13 protein-coding genes and 1 pseudogene are annotated in these 12,252 nt (G+C 47.8%); 6 read left to right on the top strand and 8 right to left on the bottom strand.

Annotated elements, in window-relative coordinates; genetic code table 11:
- Positions 1–95: 95 nt before the first annotated feature.
- The 5 genes and pseudogenes from argA to radC form a co-directional block, all read right to left on the bottom strand.
- A pseudogene (gene argA / locus ACUZ8J_RS02120) lies at positions 96–1,414 on the bottom strand (amino-acid N-acetyltransferase).
- 129 nt (positions 1,415–1,543) lie between these two features.
- Positions 1,544–1,747: a hypothetical protein gene (locus tag ACUZ8J_RS02115; RefSeq protein ID WP_446692926.1), complete on the bottom strand. Its 204-nt coding sequence runs from the start codon at positions 1,745–1,747 to the stop codon at positions 1,544–1,546.
- Between the two features lie 269 nt (positions 1,748–2,016).
- Positions 2,017–2,190 carry a 50S ribosomal protein L33 gene (gene rpmG / locus ACUZ8J_RS02110; protein WP_006079871.1) on the bottom strand — a complete coding sequence of 58 codons (174 nt, stop codon included), beginning with the start codon at positions 2,188–2,190 and terminating at the stop codon, positions 2,017–2,019.
- Between the two features lie 6 nt (positions 2,191–2,196).
- Positions 2,197–2,433, bottom strand: a complete 237-nt coding sequence (rpmB, locus tag ACUZ8J_RS02105; protein ID WP_006079870.1) for a 50S ribosomal protein L28 — start codon at positions 2,431–2,433, stop codon at positions 2,197–2,199.
- 122 nt (positions 2,434–2,555) lie between these two features.
- Positions 2,556–3,233, bottom strand: coding sequence for a RadC family protein (gene radC / locus ACUZ8J_RS02100; protein WP_011624904.1), 678 nt, complete (start codon positions 3,231–3,233; stop codon positions 2,556–2,558).
- A gap of 121 nt (positions 3,234–3,354) precedes the next feature.
- Here radC and coaBC point away from each other — a divergent pair, with 121 nt between their 5' ends.
- From coaBC to folE, 5 genes are all read left to right on the top strand, one after another.
- Entirely contained in the window at positions 3,355–4,572 is a 1,218-nt protein-coding gene (coaBC, locus tag ACUZ8J_RS02095; RefSeq protein ID WP_446694891.1) for a bifunctional phosphopantothenoylcysteine decarboxylase/phosphopantothenate--cysteine ligase CoaBC, read from the top strand.
- Positions 4,573–5,031, top strand: a complete 459-nt coding sequence (gene dut, locus ACUZ8J_RS02090; protein WP_011624324.1) for a dUTP diphosphatase — start codon at positions 4,573–4,575, stop codon at positions 5,029–5,031.
- 30 nt (positions 5,032–5,061) lie between these two features.
- A complete protein-coding gene (gene slmA / locus ACUZ8J_RS02085; protein ID WP_011624325.1) occupies positions 5,062–5,655 on the top strand; it encodes a nucleoid occlusion factor SlmA in 594 nt (197 codons plus the stop codon).
- 135 nt (positions 5,656–5,790) lie between these two features.
- Positions 5,791–7,779, top strand: a complete 1,989-nt coding sequence (locus tag ACUZ8J_RS02080; protein WP_446692925.1) for an alpha/beta hydrolase family protein — start codon at positions 5,791–5,793, stop codon at positions 7,777–7,779.
- A 267-nt stretch (positions 7,780–8,046) separates the two neighbouring features.
- Positions 8,047–8,697, top strand: coding sequence for a GTP cyclohydrolase I FolE (gene folE, locus ACUZ8J_RS02075; protein ID WP_011624327.1), 651 nt, complete (start codon positions 8,047–8,049; stop codon positions 8,695–8,697).
- Positions 8,698–8,791: 94 nt separating this feature from the next.
- On the opposite strand, the gene pyrE is transcribed toward folE, so the two are convergent.
- Together pyrE and rph are read right to left on the bottom strand one after the other, a co-directional pair.
- Positions 8,792–9,439, bottom strand: coding sequence for an orotate phosphoribosyltransferase (gene pyrE / locus ACUZ8J_RS02070; protein ID WP_446692924.1), 648 nt, complete (start codon positions 9,437–9,439; stop codon positions 8,792–8,794).
- A 96-nt stretch (positions 9,440–9,535) separates the two neighbouring features.
- On the bottom strand, positions 9,536–10,249 hold the full coding sequence (gene rph, locus ACUZ8J_RS02065) for a ribonuclease PH (protein ID WP_011624329.1): 714 nt from the start codon (positions 10,247–10,249) through the stop codon (positions 9,536–9,538).
- A 213-nt stretch (positions 10,250–10,462) separates the two neighbouring features.
- Here rph and ACUZ8J_RS02060 point away from each other — a divergent pair, with 213 nt between their 5' ends.
- On the top strand, positions 10,463–11,326 hold the full coding sequence (locus ACUZ8J_RS02060; RefSeq protein WP_109287823.1) for a YicC/YloC family endoribonuclease: 864 nt from the start codon (positions 10,463–10,465) through the stop codon (positions 11,324–11,326).
- Between the two features lie 59 nt (positions 11,327–11,385).
- On the opposite strand, the gene yjjG is transcribed toward ACUZ8J_RS02060, so the two are convergent.
- Complete coding sequence (yjjG, locus tag ACUZ8J_RS02055; protein WP_446692923.1) at positions 11,386–12,102, bottom strand: pyrimidine 5'-nucleotidase; 717 nt, start codon at positions 12,100–12,102, stop codon at positions 11,386–11,388.
- Positions 12,103–12,252 lie beyond the last annotated feature (150 nt).

Below are 12,252 nucleotides of genomic sequence, written 5' to 3'. Positions count from 1 at the left end.
GTCCTTAAGGAAGAAAAGCTTAATCTGCCAACAAAGACATATTATGTCAACAAAAATGCCAGCGCTAGGCTGGCATCTTATCAAGCGTAAAAAGCTTACAGATCAAGGGCGAGAATTTTAGAGCGGCGCTGATAGTTATACAGCTGCTTTTTCTTCTGCGGCAATGCATCCACATCTTCAATCACAAAGCCATGTTCTAAAAACCAGTGAATGCTGCGGGTAGTCAAGGCAAACAAACGCGAATAACCACGGCTACGCGCCTGACCTATAATATTTTTCAGCAACAAACTGCCCCTATCCGCATCGCGATAATCTGGATGCACCACCAAGCAGGCAAACTCCCCTGCGTTATCCTCTTCAAAGGGATACAGGGCCGCACAGCCAATGACTAAGCCGTCTCGCTCAATCAACATAAACTGCTCGATCTCAATCTCAAGCTGCTCACGACTCCGGCGCACTAAAATGCCTTGTTCTTCCAATGGACGAATAAGGTTCAAGATACCGCCGATATCGCTAATCGATGCGCGGCGTAAACGCTCAGCGCTTTCGGTCACGATTTGCGTACCTATGCCTTCACGGGAGAACAACTCCTGCAGCAATGCACCGTCATCGAGGTAACTGACCAAATGACAACGCGGCACACCATTGCGGCACGCATCAATACTCGCCTTGAGGAAGGCCATAGTACCAATACAGGCCGAACCTTGCTCAGCGAGCTTAGTCAGAATGTTTTGCGCGTCATTTGGCATTAATTCGGCAATCACATCGCCATTGCGATCGAGGATGCCGTTTTGCGAACTAAAGCCGATCATCTTGTCGGCCTTAAGCTTGATCCAACCTGAGTGGCAATCTCTTCGGCGGTGAGGTTAAAGCTTTCGCCAGTAACGGATGCAGCAATCGGCCCCATCAATACGATACAGTGATTATCGAGCTGACGCTTAAGCCCCTGCGCATCAATCCGGCGCACCTTGCCGCTTAAACAAAAATCCACGCCATTATCGACCCCTAAGGGCTGGGCAATGACAAAGTTACCGCTGACTAAGTTGATTTGTGCGCCTTGCATGGGCGTATTGCTTAAGCTCATGGATAAACGCGCCGTAATATCAAACTGCAATGCGCCCGCCACTTGCTTAATCACTTTTAGCGAGTCTTCATCGGTGATACGTACACCATCATGGTAGGCGGGTTCAATCCCATTAGCGGCTAACGCTGCATCAATTTGCGGCCTCGCGCCATACACCAACACCACTTTAATGCCTAAACTGTGCAACAACGCCACGTCATTCAGAATGCCGCGAAATTGATTTTGTGCCAAAGCTTCTCCACCCAGCATCACCACAAAGGTTTTCCCTCTATGGGCATTGACGTAAGGGGCGGAATGACGAAATCCATCAACCAGTTCAGTGGTACGCACGCGTTGTTTACACCTCATATTTAAGCTGGCAACCCCATAATGGCTTACCAGGAGTGAATAACGAAAACCCGCGTATAGTATTGCATTTTAATTCACCAATAAAGAATTTATTCTCATTAAAATGCAGTTTTAATACAATAAAGTGCTTATATTTTCAAAAAATTGCACCTTTGATAAAAATTCACATTTTTTTAACCATGGGCAATTAATACCAATCGTATTAAATATCTGTTCATTCAGCGGGAATTCAACGCGCTTTAGACTAGGCGAAGGCTTGAAGGCATAGTGGTGCTCTGTCGAAAGCCTTAAACGCAGTATAAAGCGCGTAGCCATACAGTGAACATCAGCCGCCCTTTGGGAGCCACACAGGCATCCCACTCCGGTGTTGCATTGACTTAAAAGGGAATGACCATTTCTGCGTCAATGCGCCTTGGATTGAAATGCCTGTGAGGCTCTGAACTGATTAGATATTTAATGTGATTGGTATAAGCAATGCAGATCCAGTGTCGGATAGATTTATCTCAACTTGATGACTAAAGGCGGAAAAAGACCAAAAAAAAGCCCCTTAGATAAGGGGCTTTTCTCGAAACACTAAACAAGGATTACTTGATTTTTGCTTCTTTGTAGATAACGTGCTGACGAATAACTGGATCAAATTTTTTGATTTCCATTTTTTCTGGCATGTTACGCTTGTTTTTTTCAGTTGTGTAGAAGTGACCAGTTTTAGCTGTAGAAACTAATTTGATCTTCTCACGATTACCTTTAGCTTTAGCCATGATCTATTACACCTTCTCGCCACGGGCACGAAGTTCAGCAACAACAACTTCAATACCTTTCTTATCGATCAGACGGATACCTTTAGTAGATACACGTAACTGTACGAAACGTTTTTCTTCTTCTAACCAAAAACGGTGGTTTTGCAGGTTAGGTAAAAAACGACGACGGGTCGCGTTTTTTGCGTGCGAACGGTTGTTACCAACCATCGGCTTCTTGCCAGTAACTTGGCATACTCTTGACATGTCAGTCTTCTCCAAAAAACAATTTTAACGCTCGAGCATTAATGTACCTCGTATGGCCGTCGCCCGAGGCACAAAGAGGGCGCATTTTATACACGATCATAGAGGTAAGATCAAGCGTTAGATTAATTAATCCAACCTCGTTCCGCGAAGGAAACTATCTCTCGATCACCAACAACCATATGGTCCAGTAAGGATACGTCTATGGTTGCTAACGCATTTTTTAATCGCTCAGTTATTCGTCTGTCAGCCTGACTGGGCTCGGCAATACCAGACGGATGATTGTGACACACTATGACGGCAGCAGCCTTTTTTTCCAGCACTAGGCTCACCACTTCACGTGGATACACCGAAGCTGAATCTATTGTTCCGCGGAATAATTCGACGAATTGAATCACTCTATGCTGGCTATCCAGCAGCAAAATTGCGAACACTTCATAGGAGCGGTCAGCTAATTGTCTCATTAAATAATCCCGAGTTAAATCGGGATTTGTCAAAACCTGACCTCTCTGCAGGTTTTCTTGTGCCACACGCCTCGCTAATTCAGCCGCGGCTTGAAGCTGGGCGTATTTTACAGGTCCCACGCCCGGAAGTCGACACACCTGATGCTTTGGTGCGCAAAGTAAGCTTCTTAATCCACCAAATTCATGGATCAGTGAGCGTGCGAGGTCGACTGCATTCAATCCGCTCAACCCATTTCGCAGTAAAACGGCCAGTAATTCTGCATCCGAGAGATGGGCGGCGCCTTTTACTAATAATTTATCCCGTGGGCCTTCACCCTCGGGCCAATCCTTAATCGCCATACGACCTCCCTGTCAGCGCGAATTTTTACTTTAGACAAGTATGGACGAGATTTTTTGAACTGGGACAGTCACGCCAATTAGTCGCTTTGTGGTATGGTTGGCAACATTATTTCAATCTCGGATAATGTCTGTGAGCCTGATAACGAAAAACGTCCTACTGGGTATTGGTGGCGGCATTGCGGCCTACAAAAGTGCGGATTTAGTGCGCCGCTTAAAAGAACGCGGCTTTGATGTGCGTGTGGTAATGAGCCAGAGCGCCATGGAATTTATTACCCCACTCACGTTGCAAGCCTTATCAGGCCATCCAGTGGCATCAAGCTTACTCGATCCCGCTGCCGAAGCGGCAATGGGTCATATCGAGCTGGCGCGCTGGGCGGATTTAGTGATTATCGCCCCTGCCACGGCGAATTTGCTGGCCCGTATCAATGCCGGCATGGCGGATGAGCTTATCACTACGACTTGCCTTGCGACCGAAGCACCAATAGCCCTGTGCCCTGCGATGAATCAGCAGATGTATCGCAATGCGGCCACTCAAGCCAATTTAACCAGTTTACAAGGCCGCGGTTATACCCTGTGGGGCCCCGCCAGCGGCAGCCAAGCCTGCGGCGAAGTCGGCCCTGGCCGTATGCTCGAACCGCTTGAGATTGCCGAGCTGGCAACAGACTTTTTTGCAACAAAAGATGTCTCCTCACAGCCTCTAGCTGGCCAGTCGGTGCTCATTACCGCAGGGCCAACCCGCGAAGCGATTGATCCGGTGCGTTATATCTCTAATCACAGCTCAGGAAAGATGGGATTCGCCTTAGCAAAAGCCGCCGCCGAGATGGGCGCCGCTGTGACCTTGGTCGCAGGACCAGTAAATTTAGCCACGCCTGAAGGGGTGACGCGAATCAATGTTGAATCGGCGCAAAACATGCTCGATGCTGTGATGGATAATGTTGATAAAAAAGATATTTTTATCGGCTGCGCGGCGGTTGCCGACTATCGCGTCAGCGATATTGCGGACTGTAAGATCAAAAAGTCCGCCGAAGAAATGCAACTTGCGCTGGTGAGGAATCCTGATATCTTAGCGACGGTCGCAAGCTTGGCAACCCGTCCTTTTGTGGTGGGATTTGCCGCCGAAACCCATGATGTAGAAGCCTACGCCCGCGATAAACTCAAACGCAAAAATTTGAATATGATCGCCGCAAACGATGTATCCGTTGCTGGTCTTGGCTTTAATGCCGATGCCAATGCCCTGCGTGTATTCTGGCCGCAGGGTAGTCAAGATTTGCCTGCTACCGATAAGCTCACGTTGGCTCGGCAATTACTTTCGTTGATAGTGAAAGAAAAAACAAAATAAATGAAAACACCGATTGAATTAAAGATCCTCGATTCCCGTATTGGCTCTGAATTTCCCCTGCCCGCCTATGCCACACCAGGCAGCGCGGGAATGGATCTTCGCGCCATGATAGATACCACAATGACGATAGCCCCGGGTGAGACTCAATTAATCCCTACTGGCATCGCCATCCACGTGGCAGACCCAGGCCTTGCCGCCGTGATCCTGCCCCGTTCAGGCCTTGGCCATAAACACGGTATCGTACTCGGAAATCTGGTTGGGCTTATCGATTCAGATTATCAAGGTCCCTTGATGGTCTCTTGCTGGAACCGCAGCGATACCCCATTCACTTTAGAAATTGGTGATCGTCTCGCACAACTCGTGTTTGTTCCTGTGGTACAAGCACAATTCAAACTCGTTGATGAGTTCGACAGCTCAGATCGTGGTGAAGGTGGATTTGGCCATTCTGGCACTAAATAACCGGCATCGATATTGAGCAAGGATACTGCAATGGCTGTAAGCCCAAAAATTAATCGTCGTGAACACATACTGCAATGCCTAGCGCAAATGCTAGAAACCAGCCCAGGACAACGTATTACCACCGCGAAACTCGCCTCTGAGGTCGGTGTATCGGAAGCGGCACTCTATCGCCACTTTCCGAGTAAGGCGCGTATGTTTGAAGGGTTAATTGAGTTTATTGAAGAGTCATTACTCTCCCGCATCAACATCATCATGGACGATGAAAAAGACACCATGAGACGTTGCCAATTAGTGCTACAGCTGCTGTTGATTTTCGCCGAGCGCAACCCTGGGATCTCTCGGGTACTCAATGGCGATGCACTCTTAGGTGAAAACGAGCGTCTACGCAGTCGTATCAGCACCCTATTTGCCAAAATTGAAACCCAACTCAAGCAAATCCTGCGGGAAAAAACCCTGCGTGAAGGTAAAGGCTTTAATTTAGATGAGGCTATTTTAGCTAATTTGCTATTAGCCTTCGCCGAAGGGCGAATTGCTCAATTTGTGCGTAGTGAGTTTAAACTCAAACCGACACAACACTTCGATGAACAGTGGCGCTTTATTCAGCATCAGCTGTTACAAAGCTAATGATTTTTCAATACAAAGGACGGTAATCACCGTCCTTTCTTTTATCCCCTACTCCTTGTATCGGTATTTCTTTTGTTTTAATCTCGAGTAAACATTTACAAAACAAAAACCACAATAATATTACAAGGATGTCAGATGAAATCTTTGCCATTTGCTGCATTGGCCGTAATTTGCTTGCCTATTATGCCTTTCAGCACATTAGCGGCCGAAACCTCGGCGACAAATGCCCTGTCACAATCCCAATTATTCAGTCGCGGTAACGAGTACTCTAACGTCAAAATCTCGCCTACCGGCAAATACTTAAGTGCAATCACCAGTGTCGAAGGCAAGAATGTCCTCTTAGTACTCGATGCCCAAACCAAAAAACTGCTTAACGCAATTCGCTTCCCGAGCAACGCGCAGGTAGGCACCTATGAATGGGCTAATAGCGAGCGCATTGTACTGGCAAAAGAATATCTTAAGGGCTGGACCGATGTACCCCAATACTACGGCGAATTAATGGCGGTCAACGCCGATGGTTCTCGCAAGGCGTACCTATTCGGCTATAACAGCGGCGAGCAACAAACCGGCTCGAATATCAAGAAAAACACCCCAATGCGCGCCACCGCCTTTATTCTCGATCCTCTGCCTGATGACGAGCGTTATATGCTGGTCAATGCGATTCCTTGGAATAATGAATCGAACTTAAACTTTGAACTGCTACAGGATGTCTACCGCGTAGATCTATTTAACGGCACGCGTAAGCGGATTACAGGCTCTCCCATTGGCCAAGCACGCTTTATGACTGACCATGAGGGTGAAGTCCGCTTTGTGGCTGGGGAAGATGGCAAAAACATTACTAAAGTCTTTTACCGCAAAGATGGCGAATGGGTAAACACCGACAAACTCAACCTTGGCTTAAATGATTTTACGCCTATCTCCTTCGCCGATAATAAAAATAGCATTTATGCCGCAGGCCGCGTGGGTAATGAAACCTTAGGCGTATATCGCATCAATCTCGAAACAGGCGATAAAGCGGAAATCATTCAAGATGAAGTGGTCGATCCGAGCAACTTCTGGATCAATGGCACAAACAAACAGCTCTATGCCGTTGAGTTTGAAAATGGCTACCCCAGTTATGCCTTTGTCGATAACAACGATAACCATGCCAAACTGCTTAAGGATTTACTCGCGGCCCTGCCGGGGCATCAAGTGCAAATCGTCAGCGAAACCCGTAATGGCGAACAATTGGTGGTGATTGCATTTAACGATCGCAATCCCGGTGATTACTATTTGTTTGATACGAAAAAGCTCAAGCTAGAGTATCTGGCAGCCGCCCGTAAATGGCTCGACCCCGAAAAAATGGCGGAGGTTAAACCAATTAGTTTCACTAACCGTGATGGCCAGAAAATCCATGGCTACTTAACCTTACCCAATGGAAAAGAAGCCAAAAATTTACCTCTGGTCGTCAATCCCCATGGTGGCCCCCATGGCGTTCGTGACTGGTGGGGGTTTGACTCACAAAACCAACTACTTGCTCAAAATGGTATGGCGGTGTTGCAGGTAAACTTCCGTGGCTCAGGTGGTTATGGCGAGCGCTTCGAGCAAGCTGGCTATCAAAAATGGGGCTCGGATATTCAGCACGATATTATCGATGCCACTCAATATGTGATTGACCAAGGCCTTGCCGATAAGGAACGGGTGTGTATCGCAGGCGGTAGCTTTGGCGGCTATAGCGCCTTGCAAAGTGCGGTATTAGCACCCGATATGTTTAAATGCGCGGTTGGGTTTGCCGGTGTGTATGATCTGGAATTGATGTTTGATGAAGGTGACGTCGCCAGAACACGTTCAGGCACAAGCTATCTTAAGGACGTACTTGGCCAAGATAAAGCCATCCTAAAAGCCATGTCTCCCTCTGAGAACGTAGCTAAATTAAAAGCGAACCTCTTACTGGTGCACGGCGGTGACGATGAGCGAGCGCCGATTGAGCAACTCGAATCACTCGAAAAAGCCCTCAAGGCCCATAATTATCCCTATCAAAAACTGGTGATGGATAACGAAGGCCATGGTTTTTATGATGATAGCCATAGAGCCAAGTATTACGATCAGATGCTAAGCTTCTTAAAAACCAACCTTAAACTTTAGTACTCACTAAAATAACTACTATCTTCATCAAGATAATGATGTTTTAGCGCCTCAAGGAGCCGATAATCGATAAGGACTATCGGCTTTTTCATCTTCAGCGTGAGCGTTTTTTGGTATGAATTATCCGCAATTCGCGCTATTCTCCCCCACCTTGTTCTTACCCAGATAAGAACCAGTCGATTTGTACCTGAGTTCACCCATTGTACAAACTCAGTTTAGGGTGCTAGGTTTTCAGTGATAGCCGCTACTGCAGTAGTGGAGGATAAGATGGCATTAAGTGAAGCAGCAGTAAAAGTACAAGCCGCCCTACAAGAACGCGGACTTGAAACCCCCATGCTCCCCAATGTGTTTACGCCTGAAGAGCGTAAGGACAAGATTGAATTCCATATGAAGGAAATCCTGACGCTAATGTCACTGGATCTTTCCGATGACAGTCTTGCCGATACTCCACGCCGCATCGCCAAAATGTATGTCGACGAAATTTTCTCCGGCTTAGACTATGAGAACTTCCCGAAGATCACTGTCATTGATAACAAAATGGGCTTTGATGAGATGGTGCGCGTGCAGGACATCAGCCTAACCAGTACCTGTGAGCATCACTTAGTCACTATCGATGGCACAGCGACAATCGCTTATATTCCACGTAAGAAAATTATCGGTTTATCAAAGATTAACCGCATAGTACGTTTCTTCTCCCAGCGTCCGCAGGTACAAGAGCGTTTAACTCAGCAAGTGTTAGTTGCCTTGCAAACCCTACTCGAAACCAAAGACGTCGCAGTGAAAATGGATGCGGTGCATTACTGCGTAAAATCCCGCGGCGTGATGGACTCCACCAGCTCCACCACGACCACCGCCCTAGGGGGGATTTTTAAATCTAACCCCGCCACCCGTGCCGAGTTTTTAAATCAATCCAAATAAGCTGTTAAATTTAATCAGTGCATAAAAAAACGCTGCCATTCTTGATGAATCGCAGCGTTTTTGTTTTAGCGGTTTATAACCCGCTTAAGCCTTATTAGGCCTCGATGCCATACTGCTCACGGTACTGGCTTACCGCTGCCAGTTGCGCTTCCATACCCGGTTTTCCTGACAGATAGCTGATCAGATCGGCCAGTTTGATGATCGCCACAATACCGCAGCCAAAATCACGCTCAACTTCTTGGATGGCCGACAGTTCGCCCTTGCCCTTCTCTTGTCTATCCAGCGCGATTAATACGCCTGCCAGCTGAGCCTGATGAGCCTCGATGATTTCCATCGACTCACGAATCGCCGTACCTGCGGTGATCACATCGTCCACCAGCATCACCCGACCTTTAAGCTCGCTACCGACTAAGCTGCCGCCTTCACCGTGATCTTTTTTCTCTTTACGGTTAAAGCAGTAGGGAATATCGATATAGTGGTGTTCGCACAAGGCCACCGCAGTTGTGGTCGCAATCGGAATACCTTTGTAAGCAGGGCCAAACAACAGATCGTACTCTATGCCGGAATCCACTAACGCCGCCGCATAAAAACGTCCTAAACGCGCAAGGTCCCGTCCAGTATTGAATAAACCCGCATTAAAGAAATAAGGACTGATACGGCCCGATTTAAGGGTAAACTCACCGAATCGCAGTACCTGACGCTCTAGGGCAAATTCAATAAACTCACGTTGATAGGCTTTCACAATCTCTCCTTACGACTTTAACGTTCTATTTTTATTGGGTTATAGCAATATTGATTTAATAAAAAGCCCCATAACGGGGCTTCTTATCAACAACAATTAATTCAATGCGGCTTTCTGCACATCGACGATTTCGCGAATACTGTTCTTCGCCAACCCGAGAAGCTCAATCAATTCTTCATGGCTAAACGGCTCACCTTCGGCCGTACCTTGGATTTCAATAATCTTACCGGTTTCCGTCATGACTACGTTCATATCGGTTTCGGCCGCGCTGTCTTCCACATATTCGAGATCGCTGATCGCTTCACCGTTGTAGATACCTACGCTGACCGCAGCAATCAAAAACTTCAGTGGGTTAGACTTGATAATGCCCTTACCACGGGCCCAGTTCAGTGCATCCACAAGAGCCACACAGGCACCTGTGATAGATGCGGTGCGAGTACCGCCATCGGCTTGGATCACATCACAATCAATAACGATAGTGTTTTCACCAAGGGCTTTCATATCGACGCAAGCACGCAGTGCACGGCCAATCAGACGCTGGATCTCTTGAGTACGACCAGATTGCTTGCCGCGAGCCGCTTCACGGTCCATACGGCTGTGGGTTGAACGTGGCAACATACCGTATTCCGCCGTCACCCAGCCTTGTCCCTGACCTTTAAGGAAACGTGGCACACCCTCAGTAAAACTGGCGGTACAAAGTACTTTGGTTTCGCCAAACTCCACTAACACAGAACCTTCGGCGTGGGCCGTAAACTGGCGAGTGATAGTGATGGGACGTGTTTGTGCTGGCGTTCTGTTACTTGGACGCATGCGAGATTCCTGTATTCTGAGTCATTGACCGATTTTGGCTGCATATTATAGGGATTTGTGCCTGAGGATGCCATGCCTAGGGCAATTCTCTGGCAAACTCCGCCATTTACAACTCAAGCTTTCCCTTCGCAGTATACTGTATGCCTTTAATCCTAAAGCCATTGACTCTATAATCGCCTATCAATATGACGATTCAACCATCAGGACAATCCCATGATCCAAAGCATGACAGCCTACGCTCGCATCGAGCACAAAGCACAATGGGGCACTGCCTCTTGGGAAATTCGCTCAGTCAACCAGCGTTATCTCGAAACTTACCTACGTCTGCCAGAACAATTCCGCAGCTTTGAACCCGTACTGCGCGATCGCCTGCGTAAACGCTTAAGCCGCGGTAAAGTCGAGGTCAATTTACGCTACGAGTTAGCCGATAACAGCAATAACGAACTCAAATTAAACCAAGGGTTAGCCAAGCAGTTGCTCGACGCTGCCAGCTGGTTAAAACAAGAAGCCGGCCAAGGCGAAGTCAGCCTGACTGACATTTTACGCTGGCCAGGCGTGCTCTCAAGCTCAGAGCAAGATATGGACGCCATAGGCGCCGAGCTATTAACGGCTTTCGATTTAGCGATAGACCAGTTTATCGAAGCCCGTGGCCGCGAAGGTGCAGCGATTAAAGACATGCTGTTAAGCCGTTTAGAAGGCGTCGAAGAACAAATCGCTATCGTGCGCGAGCACATGCCTAAAGTGATGGAGTATCAGCGCGATAAACTCACTAATCGCCTCGCTGAGATCAAAGGTGAACTCGACCCCGCCCGCATCGAGCAAGAGATGATCCTATTAGCACAAAAACAAGATGTGGCCGAAGAGATGGACAGACTCGAAGCTCATGTCACCGAAGCCCGCCGCATCCTCAAAAAAGGTGGCAGCGAAGGCCGTCGCTTAGATTTTATGATGCAGGAATTTAACCGCGAATCTAACACCCTCGCCTCAAAATCCATTAGCACCGAAATCACCGCCGCCGCCGTCGAGCTCAAAGTACTCATCGAACAAATGCGCGAGCAGATCCAGAACGTAGAATAATGTTGCTTGTGTTATCTAAAACCAAAAGCCCTTTTAAAGGGCTTTTGGTTTTTTGGAGGCTAAGCGAGTAATGGCATGAGCTTCTGCTGTAGCTCATGGTGGGAGGCGACTTGAAAGTGCGGGCGAATACCTGCGGGGGCTGCGTGCCCATGGACGTTATACCAACAGGTGTGGAATCCCGCGTTGATGCCGCCTTGAATATCTGAATGCGGATTATCGCCCACCATCAACACTTGTTCGCGCGCGGGCTGGCCCATCAACTCGAGGGCGTATTCAAAGATACCGACATCGGGTTTAGCCATGCCCACTTTTTCTGAAATCACTAAAATATCAAAATGATGCTGTAAACCAGTACGCTCTAAACGCACTGTTTGCAACTCGGTAAAACCATTGGTGATGATCCCCATTTTGGCTTTTCCCTGCAGCGCGGCCAATAATTCTCGGGCGCCGGGCAAGGGCGCACAAATCTCGGCCATCGCCGTTAAAAATGCACTGTTTAAGACTTGCGGGGTCAGCGCAAGCTTTGCCGCCCATGGCTCAAAACGTATGGTTTGCAGTTCGGCGGCGCTGATCTTGCCATCCTGATACGCAACCCATAACGGCTTGTTTACACTTTGATATTCTTCGAAATCGACCCGAGTAAAATCGACACCAAAGCCTGAAAACATACGCTTAAGCCCTTCGAAAGCATCGAAATAAAAGAGAGTTTCATCTGCATCGAAAAGCACCCAAGTATAGGGTAAAGCGGCAGCATGATTCGGGGTTAAAGATGACATACGACTCCTAACGACACACTAAAGGCACGGCTTAATCCGTCAAGACAAGCAGCACAGTACTATACAACACCCAAAATCTAACGCGAAGGCACACAAAAAACAGAGCATAGTTAGCAAGTCTATCTGCCAATACTGCTTTAGCGCCTTCAA

The sequence above is a fragment of the Shewanella sp. Koi 1 genome (assembly GCF_052907445.1).
Note: the sequence above shows the minus strand (reverse complement) of the source record. Positions and strands in the feature narration are given on the sequence as shown.

What these genes read in the sequence shown, in the direction of transcription:
- dut (WP_011624324.1), top strand. Translation starts at nt 4,573, where the DNA reads ATGAAAACACCGATTGAATTAAAGATCCTCGATTCCCGTATTGGCTCT.
- rpmB (WP_006079870.1), bottom strand. Translation starts at nt 2,433, where the DNA reads ATGTCAAGAGTATGCCAAGTTACTGGCAAGAAGCCGATGGTTGGTAAC.
- ACUZ8J_RS02060 (WP_109287823.1), top strand. Translation starts at nt 10,463, where the DNA reads ATGATCCAAAGCATGACAGCCTACGCTCGCATCGAGCACAAAGCACAA.
- slmA (WP_011624325.1), top strand. Translation starts at nt 5,062, where the DNA reads ATGGCTGTAAGCCCAAAAATTAATCGTCGTGAACACATACTGCAATGC.
- yjjG (WP_446692923.1), bottom strand. Translation starts at nt 12,102, where the DNA reads ATGTCATCTTTAACCCCGAATCATGCTGCCGCTTTACCCTATACTTGG.
- ACUZ8J_RS02080 (WP_446692925.1), top strand. Translation starts at nt 5,791, where the DNA reads ATGAAATCTTTGCCATTTGCTGCATTGGCCGTAATTTGCTTGCCTATT.
- rpmG (WP_006079871.1), bottom strand. Translation starts at nt 2,190, where the DNA reads ATGGCTAAAGCTAAAGGTAATCGTGAGAAGATCAAATTAGTTTCTACA.
- ACUZ8J_RS02115 (WP_446692926.1), bottom strand. Translation starts at nt 1,747, where the DNA reads ATGGCTACGCGCTTTATACTGCGTTTAAGGCTTTCGACAGAGCACCAC.
- rph (WP_011624329.1), bottom strand. Translation starts at nt 10,249, where the DNA reads ATGCGTCCAAGTAACAGAACGCCAGCACAAACACGTCCCATCACTATC.
- radC (WP_011624904.1), bottom strand. Translation starts at nt 3,233, where the DNA reads ATGGCGATTAAGGATTGGCCCGAGGGTGAAGGCCCACGGGATAAATTA.
- folE (WP_011624327.1), top strand. Translation starts at nt 8,047, where the DNA reads ATGGCATTAAGTGAAGCAGCAGTAAAAGTACAAGCCGCCCTACAAGAA.